This window comes from Staphylococcus sp. MSU001 (genome assembly GCF_052976705.1).
In genome coordinates, this window is record NZ_JBRIKK010000003.1 from 109,949 (window position 1) to 127,535 (window position 17,587).

16 protein-coding genes and 1 pseudogene are annotated in these 17,587 nt (G+C 28.0%); 13 read left to right on the plus strand and 4 right to left on the minus strand.

The genetic code is table 11. The annotated features are described in order from the left end of the window. Positions 1-35 precede the first annotated feature (35 nt). The 3 genes from ACVBFA_RS02495 (at position 36) to ACVBFA_RS02505 (ending at position 4,067) form a co-directional block, all read left to right on the plus strand. Positions 36-701 (plus strand): response regulator transcription factor, encoded by a 666-nt coding sequence (locus ACVBFA_RS02495; RefSeq protein WP_164539710.1) that lies wholly within the window; start codon positions 36-38, stop codon positions 699-701. Beyond that, on the plus strand, positions 689-1,780 hold the full coding sequence (locus ACVBFA_RS02500) for a sensor histidine kinase (RefSeq protein ID WP_126122571.1): 1,092 nt from the start codon (positions 689-691) through the stop codon (positions 1,778-1,780). Before ACVBFA_RS02495 ends, ACVBFA_RS02500 begins: the two co-directional genes overlap by 13 nt. A gap of 925 nt (positions 1,781-2,705) precedes the next feature. After that, positions 2,706-4,067: an SLC45 family MFS transporter gene (locus tag ACVBFA_RS02505; RefSeq protein WP_002477358.1), complete on the plus strand. Its 1,362-nt coding sequence runs from the start codon at positions 2,706-2,708 to the stop codon at positions 4,065-4,067. 262 nt (positions 4,068-4,329) lie between these two features. Here ACVBFA_RS02505 and ACVBFA_RS02510 read toward each other — a convergent pair whose 3' ends face one another. Both ACVBFA_RS02510 and ACVBFA_RS02515 read right to left on the minus strand, forming a co-directional pair. Further along, positions 4,330-5,415 carry an ABC transporter permease gene (locus ACVBFA_RS02510; RefSeq protein WP_447158771.1) on the minus strand — a complete coding sequence of 362 codons (1,086 nt, stop codon included), beginning with the start codon at positions 5,413-5,415 and terminating at the stop codon, positions 4,330-4,332. Then, on the minus strand, positions 5,415-6,140 hold the full coding sequence (locus ACVBFA_RS02515; RefSeq protein WP_126122568.1) for an ABC transporter ATP-binding protein: 726 nt from the start codon (positions 6,138-6,140) through the stop codon (positions 5,415-5,417). Before ACVBFA_RS02515 ends, ACVBFA_RS02510 begins: the two co-directional genes overlap by 1 nt. A 141-nt stretch (positions 6,141-6,281) precedes the next feature. Here ACVBFA_RS02515 and ACVBFA_RS02520 point away from each other — a divergent pair, with 141 nt between their 5' ends. Further along, a complete protein-coding gene (locus ACVBFA_RS02520; protein WP_126122567.1) occupies positions 6,282-6,842 on the plus strand; it encodes a TetR/AcrR family transcriptional regulator in 561 nt (186 codons plus the stop codon). Between the two features lie 263 nt (positions 6,843-7,105). Here the strand turns inward: ACVBFA_RS02520 and ACVBFA_RS02525 are convergent. After that, positions 7,106-8,259, minus strand: a pseudogene (locus ACVBFA_RS02525) (zinc-dependent alcohol dehydrogenase). A gap of 540 nt (positions 8,260-8,799) precedes the next feature. Here ACVBFA_RS02525 and ACVBFA_RS02530 point away from each other — a divergent pair. The 8 genes from ACVBFA_RS02530 (at position 8,800) to ACVBFA_RS02565 (ending at position 15,075) form a co-directional block, all read left to right on the plus strand. Then, a complete protein-coding gene (locus ACVBFA_RS02530) occupies positions 8,800-8,931 on the plus strand; it encodes a subtilosin A family bacteriocin (protein WP_020361779.1) in 132 nt (43 codons plus the stop codon). Positions 8,932-8,994: 63 nt separating this feature from the next. After that, positions 8,995-10,329, plus strand: coding sequence for a radical SAM/SPASM domain-containing protein (locus tag ACVBFA_RS02535; protein WP_020361780.1), 1,335 nt, complete (start codon positions 8,995-8,997; stop codon positions 10,327-10,329). A 158-nt stretch (positions 10,330-10,487) separates the two neighbouring features. After that, positions 10,488-10,706, plus strand: coding sequence for an ATP-binding cassette domain-containing protein (locus ACVBFA_RS02540; RefSeq protein WP_447158772.1), 219 nt, complete (start codon positions 10,488-10,490; stop codon positions 10,704-10,706). 137 nt (positions 10,707-10,843) lie between these two features. Beyond that, entirely contained in the window at positions 10,844-11,191 is a 348-nt protein-coding gene (locus tag ACVBFA_RS02545; protein ID WP_447158773.1) for an AAA family ATPase, read from the plus strand. Next, a complete protein-coding gene (locus ACVBFA_RS02550; protein ID WP_126122774.1) occupies positions 11,172-12,434 on the plus strand; it encodes a hypothetical protein in 1,263 nt (420 codons plus the stop codon). The genes ACVBFA_RS02545 and ACVBFA_RS02550 overlap by 20 nt, the downstream gene beginning before the upstream one ends. A 271-nt stretch (positions 12,435-12,705) precedes the next feature. Next, the gene (locus tag ACVBFA_RS02555; protein WP_157977672.1) at positions 12,706-13,491 is read left to right on the plus strand and encodes an insulinase family protein; all 786 of its coding nucleotides are present in this window, start codon (positions 12,706-12,708) and stop codon (positions 13,489-13,491) included. A 4-nt stretch (positions 13,492-13,495) separates the two neighbouring features. Further along, a complete protein-coding gene (locus tag ACVBFA_RS02560; protein ID WP_157977671.1) occupies positions 13,496-14,452 on the plus strand; it encodes an insulinase family protein in 957 nt (318 codons plus the stop codon). Next, positions 14,449-15,075 carry a hypothetical protein gene (locus ACVBFA_RS02565; protein WP_126122771.1) on the plus strand — a complete coding sequence of 209 codons (627 nt, stop codon included), beginning with the start codon at positions 14,449-14,451 and terminating at the stop codon, positions 15,073-15,075. Before ACVBFA_RS02560 ends, ACVBFA_RS02565 begins: the two co-directional genes overlap by 4 nt. Here the strand turns inward: ACVBFA_RS02565 and ACVBFA_RS02570 are convergent. Beyond that, positions 15,052-15,738: a Crp/Fnr family transcriptional regulator gene (locus tag ACVBFA_RS02570; RefSeq protein ID WP_126122770.1), complete on the minus strand. Its 687-nt coding sequence runs from the start codon at positions 15,736-15,738 to the stop codon at positions 15,052-15,054. The two genes, ACVBFA_RS02565 and ACVBFA_RS02570, sit on opposite strands and share 24 nt — an antisense overlap. Positions 15,739-16,565: 827 nt before the next feature. On the opposite strand from ACVBFA_RS02570, the gene ACVBFA_RS02575 reads away from it, so the two are divergent. Further along, complete coding sequence (locus ACVBFA_RS02575; protein WP_126122769.1) at positions 16,566-17,345, plus strand: tandem-type lipoprotein; 780 nt, start codon at positions 16,566-16,568, stop codon at positions 17,343-17,345. Positions 17,346-17,587 lie beyond the last annotated feature (242 nt).

Genomic DNA, 17,587 nt, shown 5'->3' on the forward strand with positions numbered 1-17,587 from the left:
ATGAATACTATAAAAACAAGCTTAGGTGATTTGTGATGTATAACATAATGATTGTCGACGATGAAGAAAAAATTGTGTCATTTATAGAAGAAAGTTTATACTTAGAAGGTTTTAACACTATTGTCGCTTATAATGGACGTGACGTTTTAAAACAAATCGATGACAAAATTGATTTAATCATTTTAGATATTAAAATGCCGTATATAGATGGGTTTGAAGTTGCTCAATCACTTAAAGAGAGTAATATACCTATTATTTTTCTTACTGCTAAAGATAATCTTGATACTAGACTGAAATGTTTCTCGCTTGGTGCAAAGGATTACTTACCTAAGCCTTTCTATATGGAAGAACTTATAATTCGAATTAAAAATGTACTTAATCAAAGTCATTCTCAAAGTTTGACTTCCAACATAAAAAAAACTAAAGAATTAATCATTTATTACGATACATATAGAATTGATGTAAATAACATGACGATAGATATTACAAAAAAGGAATTTGAAATTATAAAATTACTATCTTTAAATCCTCAATATTATTTCAGTAAAGAACAGATATATGATTCGATTAATTTAAATAAGACAGGCAATACTCAAGTTGTGGCTGAACATATACGTAAAATAAGAAAAAAGTTAAGTTGTTATAGTCGTTTTGAATACATCGATACAAAGTGGGGAGTTGGATATAAATGGCTAGAGTAGAAAGTTTAAAAAGAAAAATGACACGTCTTATCATAGCAATTATAGTTGTCAGTGTTGGATTAGTATTTTTACTACAAATTTTGCTTAATGTATTAGAATTTTCAAATTTTGGAAAGTCTTTATACACTAATTTTTGGAAACAACCTCATTACATTTTCTCTTTTACTAGCGCATGTATCAGTATTATGACTCCTTTGTTAATTATTTACGTGTTTACACAATTTTTTTATAAAAAGTATATTACAACTAGTATTAATTATCTTAATGATACGATTCAAGGATTAAAAAATAACCGCACTGATGTTGAATATAAGAAAATGAATATTACAGAATTTAATAAATTGATTCAAGAAGTAGAACATATACATACTTATCTTGCTAATAGTATTAAAGACCAATTATCTATTCAAAATAATTTTAAAAGAAAACTCGAAATTTTAGAACATGATTTAAAAACACCGTTAACCGTCCTTCAAGGTCATATTGAATTATTAAGAAAGATTAATCGTTCTAATCTGTCTCAGGAGGAAATACAATTCAAAATAAACAAAGAAGCAGACATTGCGTTACAATCTATTGATAGAATAAATAATCAATTACAAATACATATTAAGAACATCAACCTATTGCCAAACCATTCAGATACAATTCATGTTGATAAGGTAATAAAAATCATTAAAGAGAGCTATAATCAACAATACATATTAAAGGAGAGAGAACTGATTATTGATGTTGATCATGATTTCCCCTATCATACCTTAAGCATTAACAATCAAGTTCTATACCACGTCATCGATAATCTAATTAATAACGCCTTGAAATATGCTGAAAAGCAAATATCTATAAAGTTTGAAATTGTAAACGAACATTTACTAAACTTCACCATAACCAATGATGGTAGAATATTTACTGAAGATGAACTGAATTCTGCCAAAGAATGGGGGACAAAAGGTAAAGAATCAAATGGGTCTGGTATTGGTCTGTATTTTGCTAATATTGTGCTTCAACAATATAATAGTGAACTTATTTTAGAAAATGAGAATAAGCATGCAAAAGTAAGTTTCAATATTCCTGTCTAACAAAGTTTATTAATTCTAATGAATAAAGTTTGTATTTATTGCTAAGATTTAAAAGTATAAACACATCAGAATCTTATAGACATCTGGAGTTGATATCTTGATTCCTAGCACATCACAATTATTATTGTGATTGCATTTGGTATTTTTAAAATTAGCAAAATAATTTTGAGAATATATAAATCCATTTAAAGATTATTGAAAACAAAAAGTTAAAGTAATTATTAGTTTTTAATCATTTGTATCTACCCTTGGTTATTAACTATTAAAAGGACTAAGCGATCATAATGAGTCGCTCAGTCCTTTTTATAATCCCTTTCCCAACTTCTTTAATCAAGAAATATATCCACTAATTGTCCACTGTCTACTCAGACTATTTCGTTTATTCTTCAATTGTCCATTCTCCACCACTCGGTCAAGGCTCTGTGATTGTTGTTCAATTAAGTCGATATAGTTTTTTTCTTTCAATTAAGACTTCTAGGTTTGTACGCAACATGGTTCAGACAGTGAAATGGTTATAGTAATTATCATAACAACTACAGGAATATTACGCTTTGTTCCAGGTGATTTTTTATTATTTACATTTAAACTCACGTATACCAAACATTTCTCAACAATACTATATCATTTCATTTGGTTAAGTAATGATTAATAATATCTTGAAAAAAAGTCGTAACTGTATCGCTCTTTAAAAAACACTGAAATAGCTTACTCAAGAATCTCTTCATCTTTGATTGCTTTAAAATATTGATGTCGATAAATTCAAGTTTAAAAATAAAATTTATTCTAAAAAGGTATCAAAGCTTGCTTAAAAATTGTGGAGTGTTAAAATTATAATTGAAAACGGTTCCAATGAATTGTTGTTTGCTATAGGTAGTTAATCAATGAATTAATTAGCTATATCGAGTAATAAATGGGAGAGATAGAAATGAATGATACAGATAGAACACATAAGGAAAACAAGTTAGAACAAGATATTACACTACCTTATTTAAAAAAAGCAGTTATTTTTTCAATTACTTTTGGTTTCTTTGGTGTAAATATGGCTTTTGCACTTCAATCATCAATGATGGGGAGAATATTTCAAACGTTAGGGGCTAATCCTAATAATTTAGGATGGTTTTTTATTTTGCCACCTTTAGTAGGAATGATTGTTCAACCCCTTATTGGATACTACTCTGACAGAACTTGGACTAGATTTGGACGTCGTATGCCGTATCTGTTAATAGCTGGTCCAATTGGAGCAATCGTATTAGTCTTATTACCTAATGCAGGCTCATTTGAATTTGGATATGCTTCACTCATGGCTTTATCCTTTGGTGCGGTTATGACTTTACTTATGGATTTGACTTCAAATGCATGTATGCAACCATACAAAATGATTATTGGGGATATGGTAAACGAAAAACAAAGAGATATGGCGTGGTCTTGGCAACAAATTTTTTCAAATTTAGGTGGTATTATTGCTACAGTATTACCATTTTTATTAACAATGTTGGGAATGAGTAATGTAGCACCTAAAGGTGAAGTACCAATGACTGTAAAATTAGCTTACTATATTGCAGCAGCAGTACTATTAATTGCTTCTATATGGACAGTTATCTCTGTTAGGGAATATGAGCCTAAAACGTATAATTATTATCATGGAATCAATGAGAACAATAGAAATAATAAATTAAATTTATTACAGTTATTAAAAAAGGCCCCTAAACAATTTTGGCAAATTAGCGTAGTTCAATTTTTTAACTGGTTTGCATTGATGTATCTTTGGACATATTCAACAGGTGCAATAGCAAAGAATGTTTGGAATGTGACAGACCCTTCTTCAGCCGGATATCAAGCAGCGGGAAATTGGTATGGCGTATTATACTGTATACAATTTTTGAGCTCAGTTATTTTTGGTTTTGTCATTGCAAGATCTAAACCATCTCAAAGAAAATTTTGGTATAGCTTTGGATTGGTTTTCGGTGGTATAGGTCTTATTTCAATATTCTTTATCCATAATCAATGGTTACTCATTTTTTCATTTGTATTAATTGGTATTAATAATTTAACGATGAATACTCAACCATTTACATTATTAACTGAGGCAATCGATGGAGAAAATTCGGGTGCATATTTAGGTTTATTTAATACAAGTATTTGTCTACCACAAATTGTAGCGTCTATAGTCAGTTTTGGACTGTATCCATTATTGGGAAGTTCAATGCCTGCGATGCTACTGCTTGCAGGAATCATGATGCTTTTAGGTGCAGTTTCAGTTAAATTTATTAATGCAAAATTTGAATAGACTAGTAAAGAAAAACTTAATGATATTAATAAGAGCGAAAATAGAGTGTTTTTCGCTCTTTTTTTATAAAAATTATTAGAAACATGCAATAAACGTAGAAATGATGTATTAGTGATTAAAGAAGTTGAGATCCTACCGTCATTGATAAATCTTTTAAAGAGTTATTCTACAGATGATTAGCATAATTAAAGCTTGTCCATTCTTTAGACGTCATCGTCTTCAATTGGACAAGCTATTTACGTCCCGTATGATTTATGAATGATTAAACCCTACGATAACGCTTTAGACCAATAATATTTAATGCAATGAATAATATGATAAATACAAAGAGTATAAGCATATCGAACCATATATTAGACCAACCTTGCCCTTTAATCATAATGTTAGTTAAAGCATGACCTGCATAACGCAGAGGGAATAGATATCCAATATTACTTAGCCATGAGGGCATGTTTTCCAGTGGGAAGATACCTGAAAAGAATACTTGCGGAATAGCCACAAGAGGGATGAACTGTACCATTTGAAATTCTGAATTCGCAAATGTAGAAATAAATATCCCCATAACTAACGCAGTAATAGCTAACAAAATATTAATAAGTAACACATAGCCAAGATTTCCCGATAGGCTAATATTTAGTAAATAGATTGAAAACAGTACAATGATTAACGTTTGGATGATAGCGAAAATACCATAGCCTAGTAAATAACCAAACACAATTTCACTTCTTCTAATCGGTGTAGCAAGTATACGTTCCAACGTTCCAGTAGTTCGTTCTCTTAATAATGCAATACCCGAGATAAGAAAAACGAATAAAAAGACAAAGAATCCCATAAGTATAGGGAACATTTTATCAAAATAATTACTATCTTTATCGCCATACAAATAACTGTTGTCTAACTGAATGCTCTTAGAGTCTTTATTTTTAACTGAATCTGGTAGTGAATTCATCAATTTTTTGACATCTTTCATTTTATTTTTTAGAATAGATTGATGTAGCAATTGTTTAATTGCACCTGATTGACTTGGATCTTCATTGGTATATGTCACGTGTAAAGTCTGATTTTCTTGATAAATAAAAGCATCTAAATTATTGTGTTCAATTTTATTTTTTATATTTTTGACAGAATCAAAATGCTTAAATTTAACATCATCATTGTCGATGTGATCAGTAATTTCGCTTGATACAGAGTCGGCAACACCAATATTTATTGTTGTATCTTCATCTGAATTAAAAATAAAGTACATGAGTGTAAGTACTAATAAAGGTGCTAAAAACATAAGTGCTAATGTACGTTTATCTCGTAATAGTTCGATGATGACACGTTGAATGATAGCTAATAGTTTCATTAATGTTTGACCTCCTCTGCTTTGATAAATACTTCTTCAATAGTTTTAACATTAAACTTTTGTTTTAACGCTTCTGGTGTCCCTAATGCGAAAAGTCTTCCTTCTACGATGAGGCCTATTTTGTCACAACGCTCAGCTTCATCCATAGCATGTGTTGTAACAATAATACTTTTACCTTGTTGTGTGAGAGATTTTAATTGACCCCATATTTGCTGTCTTAATTTAGGATCAATCCCTACTGTAGGTTCGTCTAAAATGATAAGACTTGGATTAGATAGAAGTGTAATCGCTAATGATAAACGACGTTTCATACCGCCAGAAAAGGTATTGACTGTTTTATTCAATGCATTTTCCAAATTTACAAGCGCCATATTGTTGTTAATACTTTCTGTTAACTGTTTACCTTTCAATCCTGCTAGATGGCCGAAAAAGGTAAGGTTCTCCTTTGCAGATAATGACTCATAAAGCGCATTATTTTGTCCCATATAACCAATTCGACTTAATATATGACGATGAGGCATACGTTTATCAAATATTTCTGTAGTCCCATAATTTAATTTTTCCATGCCAAGTAAACATTTAATTGTAGTAGTTTTACCAGATCCACTTGGTCCAATGAGGCCCAGTAATTCACCCTCTTGAATATTCAAATTAATATGATCTAGTACGTTATGTTTGTCGTACTGCTTTACTGCGTCAGTTAATTTTGCAATCGTTTCTGTCATATCAATTGACCTCCTTATTTGACACTGTGTTTAATTACTATATAGTCAATATAAATTAAATTTCATAGCTTGGGCGTATCAATTTAAAATAATCAGACACAATAGTAATAAATGTTCAATAACATTTGGGGGAATGAATAAATGGATGAGAAAATTGTAGATAAGCGTGTGTATAAAACGTTAACTAAAATTGAAAAAGGGATGATTCAGCTTTTAAAAGATAAATCTTATAAATATATAAGCGTCAAAGATATTTGTAATGAAAGTGGTATCAGTAGAGGAACATTTTACCAACATTACAAAGATAAAGATGATTTTTTATATCAATATCAAAATGAAATGATGAAAAAAGGGAAGCGATTATTGAAAGGAATCGAATATGGAGAACGTTTGCAATTTTTTGAATCTGCATTAAATTTTTGGATTCATGAGGGAGAGTTGTTGCTATTACTGTTGAAAGATAATAGTGCATACATTATTCATCAAGCAATCAAGAAAAATTTTCAACAAAATATTGAAGTTCGCTTAGTACCTATCGTGAATGCGACTTCGCTAACAAATCAAGAAAAATACTTACTTATCATATTTATGAGTAATGCTATTTTCGGTGTTCTGCAAGATTGGGTTCAAAGAGGAAGACAGGAATCACCGAAAGAACTAACGCGTTCAATAGATAAGATTTTTAAAACAGTGTTCATTTAAAAAATGAGCAGTTAGTCAAAATGATAGATGTCTAACAGTTTTTTCTAATTCGTTAAATATGATACTAAAAAACCATAGCATTAATAAATACATTCAATCGTGCTACAAATAAATAAAAAAGTCTAGTAGGCTATGTAAAAAACAAGATTTAAATATGTAATACACGAAGCGGTAAATTATTTTGAACTTTAAATGTGAATAACTAAAAAAAATGCACCCCAAAGTGAGATGATTCGTCCAACTTTTGGGGTGTACATCATTTATTATTGAGGCTTTAGAATGACTTTAATATTATTGTCTTTTTTCTGATCAAAAATATCATATGCTTGTTTTGCATCTTCTAAAGGCATTGTATGCGTTATAATTTCTGTTGGGTCAAAAACTTCATTTTTAATCACTTCATATAATTTCGGCATTTGATGTATCACGGGTGCTTGTCCACTTTTAACTTGGACGTTTCTATTAAAAATTAAGTCTATTGGGTAATTGTCTGCAGGTGTACCATAAATACCAGTTAATTGAATCGTTCCAAACTTTCTAACTGATTCAGCTGCTGTAATAATTGGACTAATATTACCTCGTTGCGCTGAATTTGAACTTATCTCTAAATCATCTTGGGCTACTTGGCCATCCATTCCGACACAATCTATAACAACATCTGCACCGCCACGTGTCGTCTCATGAAGTAATTTTCCGATATTATCTTCTTTAGAAAAATTATATACTTCAGCACCGTTGTATTTTTTAGCGTGATTTAATCTATGTTCTACATTATCAATGGCAATCACACGTTCAGCACCTTTTAATTTAGCAAATTTTTGTGCCATTAAACGATTGGGCCACAACCGAGAACAATCACGGTATCACCAGATTTTACGCCAGCATGTTCAACACTCCAATATGCTGTTGGAACAACATCAGATAAAAATAATACTTGTTCATCTTTTAAGTCACTATCGGGAACCTTGAAAGAAGAGAAATCAGCAAATGGCACTCTTAAATATTCGGCTTGACCGCCCCAATGGTTTCCGTGCATAGCACTACCAAAACCGAACAGGCCACCGTTATCCATTTTCCAACTTGCTGGTGATGGATTAGAATTATCACATTGAGACTCCATTCCATTATTACAATAGAAACAATCGCCACAACCTATGTTAAAAGGTATAACGACTCTATCTCCCTTTTTCAAAGTTTTAACGTCTTTCCCTACTTCTTCTACAATGCCCATTGGCTCATGTCCAATAACAAAACCAGGATCCATAAATAAATCGCCTTGATGATAAAGATGTAAATCAGAACCACATATACCTGAAGCTGTTATTTTAATAATTGCATCTGTTGATTCTTCAATTGTTGGATCATTTACTTCACGAACTTCCATGTTTTTATGACCTTGATACGTAACTGCTTTCATTCAAATCACCCTCAATTTGTAAATGTACCCATCGTATTACAATATAAACTCCAAAGCGTAATTGATTAATTTTTAGAGTAGGTATCACTGTTTGTATATCAAAAATTTGACAACTTAATAATAAAATATATATTTCGATAGAAAATAAATTTATAGAAAAAGTATAAACGAAATGAAGTTTAATGAAATTGAGGGATAAGAAATAAATATACTTATTACAAATCCACATACTTTAGCGGAATCTGTTTCTCTTTATAAAACTTGTCATGATGCAATCTACTATGAGTATAGTTACAATTTAGTCCATTTACTACAAATTAAAGATAGAATAAATAGATTAGGGTTAAAACCAGATGATTACACACAATATTATTATTTTCAACAATATTATCAAAAGGAACAAGGGAACTAATCCTTAGGTGAAAGAATATATAAAAGATTATATGAAAAAGAACCAATTAATGTGACTAACGACACATCAATTTTAAATAGATTGTCTATACTTAGAATTAGAAGTCAGACACGAGAGGAGGAAGTGCTATGGAACAAGGCGTAATGGTTAGTAACAAAGGTTGCTCAGCATGTGCAGTTGGTGCTGCTTGTCTAGCTGATGGTCCTATTCCTGATTTTGAAGTAGCTGGTATTACAGGTACATTCGGTATGGCTTCTTAATTGAATATTTACTATGGGTGTAGCGACTTGTCGTTACACTCGATTTTTAAAGGGGATTTCTATATGCAAAGATATATAAAGTTTAACGAAAACGTTAGGTTGCATCAACTCCCTGAAGGTGGAGTAATAGAAATGAGCTTCAGAGATGCCAAATTTGATATGTTAGAGTTTGAATATTTAGATTTAAATTCTTCTGCGTTTGAAGCATGTACTTATTTTGATGGAAGTAAGAAGATAATAGATATTATTCAAGACATGTGTGTTAAGTATGATTGTGAACTTAAGGATCATATTAATTGGTACGGTGAGCTCATCAAAGAATTATACAGTAAAAAATTAGTTACGCTTACACAAAATAGCAATACGGGTTCAATTAATTTAACAGGTTCTAAAGAGCATATTACACCACTGCATACAACTTTTGAGATAACTCACAAGTGTAATTTAGAATGTAAACACTGTTATTTAGAAAGTTCTCCATCTGTTAAAGATACATTAAGTTTTGATGAATTTAAAAAAATAGCAGATGAAATGTATGACAAAGGGGTTTTAACATGTGAAATTACTGGAGGAGAAACATTTGTCCACCAAAATGCAAAAGAAATAATAGAATATGCATTAAATAAGTTTCATAAAGTAGGTATATTAACTAATGCTACTATTTTAAGACAAGACGTATTAGATTTGCTTACAAAATATAAAGATAAGATTATCGTTGGTATATCATTAGATAGTGTTAATCCAGAGTCACATAATGAGTTTCGACAACATCCTAGAGCACATCAACTAACTTGTAAAAATATTAAAAGATTAGCTGACAGAGGCATTTTTGTAAGAGTAGGTATGTCAATCTACGAAGATAATATGTGGGAAATAAAAGATATGGCTAAATTAGTTAGAGAATTAGGCGCACAAGCATTTGCTTATAATTGGATTGATGACTTTGGTCGAGGAAAATCAATAGACGAAATGAAGTTAAATAAACAAAATGATATTTCATTTAAAGAATTTGAGGTGAATGTTTTAAAAGAAAATAAAGATATCATTCCACTTATACCAATAAATGAAAATAAAGCTAATAATTGCGGTGCTGGATGGCGATCAATAGTTATGGATCCTAATGGCAATGTAAGACCTTGTGCATTATTTCCAAAAGAATTTAAAATTGGTAATTTAAAGGATTCTAGCTATGAAGAAGTGTTCTCTAGTGACATTGTCAATAAACTATGGAAATTACAATCGCCTCAAAGTTCTAGTTTATGTTCAAAAGAATGTCCGTTTAGCGATTACTGTACAGGATGTTACTTAAAAGGACTAAACACAAATAAAAATCATCGAAAAGACAAATGTAGCTGGGTCAAAGAACAAAAACTTGAACCACTGATGGAAAATATTTAGGAGTGGTAATATGTCAAAAAATTTATTGAGATTAATAATAGTTATTATTTTTGTGATTTCAACAATAGTGTTCATAGTAAAAAAAGATTGGGTTTTCTCAGCTATTTTTGGAATTATCTTTATCGTATTTTTATTAAGATTAATACAAGGTGTTAATAATGATAAAAATTTGTGACTTATATGTTTGGTACGACAAAGAATTCATTTTAGAAAATGTAAATTTACAATTAAAGAGTGGGGAAATTTATACTTTGATTGGCAAAAATGGTAGCGGTAAAACTACACTTATCAATACGATTTGTGGGGTTTTACCTACATTTAAAGGAAGTATTGTTATAGGCAATTCTTCCTTTAATGCAGAAAGCCTTCTAAAATAATACAAAGCAGTAAAGAAGAAAGGTATTATATAGCAGATAATCCTGAAAAAATAAAATATATGAATTGTTTGCAATATATAAACTTAATTTTAGACGTATACAACACTAAAATAAATAAAAAATTATTACAGTACTATATGGAAAGATATCAATTTACAAATCATAAAAATAAGATGATCGATGAACTTTCTCTTGGAAATCTTAAGAAACTTAATATTATATGTTCGTATCTAATAAATACTAGAGTTTTAATCTTTGATGAACCATTAAATGGGCTAGATATTCAATCCATTGAGAAGTTTATAGAAGATATACAATTATTAAAGAAGAAAGGGTATTTAGTTATCTTATCTACTCATATTCTTGATGTAGTTGAAAGGTTTACTAATAAAATTGTATTAATTAATAACAAAAAAGCTACTGAATTGACATTTGAGAATGCTAGTCAAATTAGAGAGGTTTTGGATGTGGATGAAACTACATAAATATCTAAAATATATAGTTCTCGCAGAGAGTAACAAATACAATGTGAAATCGATAAGTAGATTACTAATAAGTATATTGGTTTTGTTGATGTTTGAGTTTTATTTATTTTTGAATAGTGGTATAGAAATCACCATCATTAAGCATGATTATTTTAAACTGATTATTTCTATGACCTCACTTGTTTTAGCATTATCTTTTTGGAGTTCGTTTAGAAATAGTTATGTACATAATATGTTTAAATCATTGCCAGTAAATACAAAAAAATTGTATCTATCAATGGTTGTATATATTTTTTTAGAGGTAGGTCTAAAGAGAATGATTTATCTTTTGATATTACCTATATTTTTATATATACAATCAGACATTAGTTTAACAACCACCATTATAATTATGGTTTCATATGTATTGATGATTTTTTTAACTTTTAGTTGTGTAGTTATTTTTTTTGAAACAACTGATTTGTTGAAAAATATAATTCTTGTGATTCTCTTGTTATTAGTATCATTGTTACCTCTAGTATTTAGCTCTATATTAATGATTATAATGGTAGGTTTAATTTATGTGTATTTTGATGGTATCAAATTGCTAGAAAACAAAAAGGTTAATAAACCTGTTGAAAAAAAAGAAAAATTATCGCTATTAAAAATTGAAATTAAAAAATGGTTTTCTGATAAGAGTAATTGGATTAATAGTGTTATAGCAGTAATTTTTATCGCTATATTGACATTTAATTTGAATTCTATTGAAAATTTAGATCCAAACATTAACTATTTTCTAATCATGATAATTATACTAGCAATGAGTCCAGTTTATTTATTGTTTTCAACCGATAAAAATTATCAAAGATTATATGTATATTTACCTATAAATAAGCATAAAGTATTTTTAATTAAATTTTTTATATGCCTCATCTTAATGTCAACGATGTTAACATTAAGTTTATTGATATTTTCATTAATTAAACATATTGGAGATTTAAGAGTTATTAACATATATATAATTATGCTTTTTTGTGCGTATTTTAGATTGAAATTTGACCAAAAGTTTCCCATATTAAATTGGTCATCCAAACAAGATATATGGAAAAATCCGAAAAAATATATTTCTTTAATTATTTTAATACCATATATATATTTGGCTTTAAACTACGGTATTTGGATTACAGTGCCTTTGATACTTGTGATTTTTGTTTTATGTAAAGTTAAGTCCATTAGGAGTGATTATTTTGTCTTTCTACATTAAGAATGTTAAGTCTTCTATATATAATGTGACTATGGAAATAGAACAACTACCAAAAATGAACTTAAGTAAACTAAATTATTATCAATTGTTGTCCTACACATTCAATGAATTATTCGGGAAATTAGATTCCTATAAATGTAGAAGATACACGAACTTAATTTGTTATAATAACCAGTTTTTCTGGTTATATAGTATTTTAAGTTTAGATAATCATTGTGATAGTTGCCATTTCACACTAGAAGAATTAAATGAAGCAAAAGATAAAGCAAAAATGAGTTTAAAAGAAAAGATAAAGAAATATCAATTAAGTCCATTTAACATTCATAGGAATGAATATAAAGAAATTCTTGGTCTAGATGAAATATATGGAAAATATAGATACGGAAAAGTAGAAGAATTTTATTTAGTCAATCTGCAAAAGAAAGATATTGATGATGTCATTTTAAAGAATTATAAATATAAATATTCTCACTACAACAATTTTATTAGAATAGATAATCCTATTATACATAATAATTATCATCTTAATAATAAACTTAGAGAAAGAAATAACATTTCTGAAATAGGATTAGATAATCACCCTTTTTATACACTTTGCTGGAGGATTAAATCCAATTGTATTGAGGATACATGCTTTTATGGTAATTTATTACAAGCATATCTTTCTCATTATGGACATTCAAAATTATTTGAAGAACTTAGAATAAAGGCTTATCAACTTTACCATTTCAGTTCATATTTTGATAATGAATGTAATCTCTTTTTTATACATTTTAGTTCAGATGTTAAGGAAAAAAATAATATAAAATATAGTGTGAAAAATATAATGAAAAATTTATGGCTGAGTATTGAAGAATTTGAGAGTATTAAAACTTTTTTAGATACCGAATTAAGATTTTTATTAGATAAGCAATATGGTTATAACTTCTATTTATTTAAATTAGGACAAAAATATAAAAAGTTTGCTCATCCATTTTATGACATTAAAAAACTTAGCTACTTAGAATTTAATAGTATGATTCAAAATATGACATTTATCGCTTTAGATGAAGGGTGATTCTATGTTAAGAGAATTAGATGACAGTATTATGAAAATTAAAATTGCCGGGTTTAGCGGATTAGGTTTTCATATAAAAAACGCATATATTAATTGTATTAGTGTAAAGATTAATTTTGGGGGATTGGATAGTAAAATTGGATATGCTCACTTTTTAGAACATATGAAATTTTGGATAGGTGATAATCATCTTTATGAAGAAATGAAAAACCTCAGTATTGTTTTAAACGCTACCACTAGTGAAAAAAATACTTATTTTACATTTTTTTGTGCTCCATATATGTCGGTGGATGCTTTAAAAATATTATTAAAGTATTTGAAAAACCATGATTATTCAAAAAAGAATTTTGAAAAAGAAAAGAAAGTAGTGATCAACGAAATAAAAGGTTATAAAAGTATTCAATCTCAGGATATAAAACTTAATATTATAAGAGACCGAATACTAGGTGCTGAAGAAGATATTAATCAAATTTCATTTTATGATTTACATAAGCTATCTAAAAAATTTTATGATGAAGATAATATGAGTATTTATATTATTGGAGATATTAAATTCCCCAAAGAAAATAACTTTAGTAATTATCATAATGATGTTACCAAAAAGAAAATTATTACTAAGGATGGAGAATGTGAAATACAAGGGACAGAAGAAATACTTTTTCTAAAAATTCTTTTGTTAAATATCGCTAATAATCAATCTTTAGTATATTATAATAATCAATTTCTATATTATGGAGAAAAAAAACAACTTGTGAAAAACATCGCTAAACTTGAGAAAGACCATAGAATGACTGATAACATCTATAAAGATATTTTAGATAAAATGAGTGCAGTTGTTGAAATAAAGAATATTGTAGAGTTTTGGAAATTGCATAATAATTTTTTTACGATAATACAAAATATATGTGAAAGTGAAAAATTATTGGATTTAATAAATGAACTTAAAGGGGAGTTATCATGAAGTCAAAATATCAATTTCTTATTGTAGTGCTGGTAACATTAGGAATTTATTATATTTTTGGTATTAATAAATATATTGATTATTGGATAATGTGTTTCATTATTAAAAATTCTTGGTCGGTATTTGTGTGTATATCTGTAATAATTACGCTTATAGTAGTTCCATTTTATATGTATATTAATAGTAGGATGAAGCAGATTAATCATATTAATGAAAAGTTTTTAAAAGAAAGAAACAAAAAAGATTTCGATATGGAAAAATTCAAAAAAAGTATAGATATTCCTAGTGGCAATTTTATTTATAAAGGCATCATACCTATTATTTTATTAATAGGGTTAGGCTTAAAAATTTCAAATCATTTTTCATTAAAACTTCCTTTATTGCTAATTATATTATTGTATATATTTACTTTTATAAGCACCTTTTATTATAGTTCTAATTTTATTAAAAATATTATCAGTAAACGCTACACTAGATATATAGTTTTACTGGCAGTAAGTACGGTTATTATATATTTGTTGTCAGTAGAGGAACAATTATTTTTAGTAATCTTTTCAATAATAGTATATCTACTTAGTCGCTTAAGTTTTATTAGAAAATTAAAAGATATTACAAAAATTTAAAGGACACTCTTCACAATTAATTTGATCTTTAATTGATTTTATATCTAAAATGACAAACTTTTTTCTCTTTTTATCATAATCTAAAACATGATTACTTTTCAATTTAGATATGGTTTTGGTTATTCTTTCTCTGCTCATACCACATAATTGTGAGAGATCTTCATGTGTTAATTTAACATCAATTAATATCGTTCCATTTTTATATTTCTTTCCAAAAGAATTGGCTAATCGAACTAGATTAGAAAGGATCATTCCTTTTTTACCGTAAAAATTAAAGTCTCTTAAAAATAATTCCTTTTTTTTAATTTCATTATGTGTATATTTCAAAAGTAATGTATTAAGCTTATCGTTATCAATGTTTTTTTTTAATTTATTAATCGAGACTTGATATAAAGTGGTATTCTCTTTGAATAATAAGTGGTAGTTTATTTGAAATTGATTGAAATCATCAACATTTTCTACGTAAATACTCCCTTTTATACAGATCTTTGATAATAAATCTTTACCTGCGATATTTGTGTGTTTTAAAAAAGCCATTCCTCTTTCGAATGCATATAAAAAATTCTCTTCATTATTTAAATCAATCATTTCATTATGTTTGAAGTTTTTACATTCTCCATATTTTTTTATTAGTCTAAATAACTCATGGTTCAGCTTTAACATCGCGAAACACCCCCTTTATTAAATGAGACTTTAACTTCTTTACAAAACTTTAATAATATTGTATAAGGTTTTTTAAAAATCGAAAAGTATAAATCAATATTAATCTAACATATGTTATTCAAATAATAAACTAATTATATGAAAAATAAGTTATTTGTTAGAATAACGTGATAAAGTGTGGTTTTGTTGTAAAGCCAGAAAAAATATTATTATGAGCGTGTTTTTAGTTTAATTATCGACTGTCAATATAATAAAACACTTGAGATTGATGGCTTAGTCGTTTAGTTATATTATGGGTAGTTTTCAATATATGAATTACTGTTTAAACAAATCCAAAATCTCTGTTATCTAAATTTATAGATTATATTTAAAGTCATGAGAAACCAGAATGATTTTTATGATTTATAAATAAGCTTTTTTAACGTATTACTACATCAAAATTTTTTGAGTTGTTTTATTATATATCCATCTTATAAGTAATGCGATAACGATAAATAAACCGATATACCCTACGATTGGTAATACCTATGCTAAAACCAACGAAGAAATTAATAATATAAAGTAAAGTGGTGTGCGGAATTTTGAGAAACAAATTAAGAAAGAATAACTCATTCCTAAACAATATTAAAAAGAACCCGCATCATTAACCGATAGGCAGAAGCGTATAGTAAGTGAGGCGGGTTTTATTTATTAATTATGAAAGTAAAATAAAATTTGAATTTCATCTTAAATGTATTATATGTTCATTGTTTGGTAATATGTAGATGTTTAAGAAGTTGATTTATATAATGTTTACCAATTTATGATAAATAGAAAGATGTGAAAATATGCAACATTCAAGCAAAATAATAGTATTTGTAAGTTTCTTAATTTTAACGATTTTTATTGGAGGATGTGGTTTTATAAATAAAGAAGATAGTAAAGAAGCTGAAATCAAACAAAACTTTAATAAAACGTTAAGTATGTATCCAACTAAAAATCTAGAAGACTTTTATGATAAAGAGGGCTATCGTGATGAAGAGTTTGATAAAGATGACAAAGGGACATGGATTATTAATTCTAAAATGATTGTTGAACCGAAAGGGGAAGGTATGGAAGCAAGAGGGATGGTTTTACGTATAAATAGAAATACGAGAACAGCTAAAGGTGACTTTATTATAAAACGAATAACAGAAAATAATAAAGGAATACCTGATGTTAAAGACAAAAAATATCCAGTAAAAATGGAAAACAATAAAATTATTCCAACAAAACAAATTAAAGATAAAAAATTAAAAAAAGAAATTGAGAACTTCAAATTTTTTGTGCAATATGGAAATTTTAAAAACTTAAAGGATTATAAAGATGGTGACATTTCATACAATCCTAATGTACCTAGTTATTCTGCAAAATATCAATTGAGTAATAATGACTATAATGTAAAACAATTACGAAAAAGATATGATATTCCCACGAATCAAGCTCCTAAATTATTATTGAAAGGTACAGGAGATTTAAAAGGATCCTCTGTAGGTTATAAACATCTTGAATTTACTTTTGTAGAAAATAAAAAGGAAAATATTTATTTTACTGACAGTATAAACTTTAACCCGAGTAGGGGGAATTAAGTATGTATCAAACTGAATATAAAATAAAATCTGGTAATATAATTAGAAACTCTGAATAAACAAGCGCAGTACCTAAAATAAGTTCTGAAATTGAAAATGCAAATCATAAAAGAGATGAAAGCTGAAGAAAAGCACTGCTAACACAAACAATGAGACATTGCCACGCTTTCAGTAAAAAATTTAAAAGTTCAGCTAAAGAAGATTGGGTAGTTTTTAAAATCTCTGAATTGTAAATAAGTAAT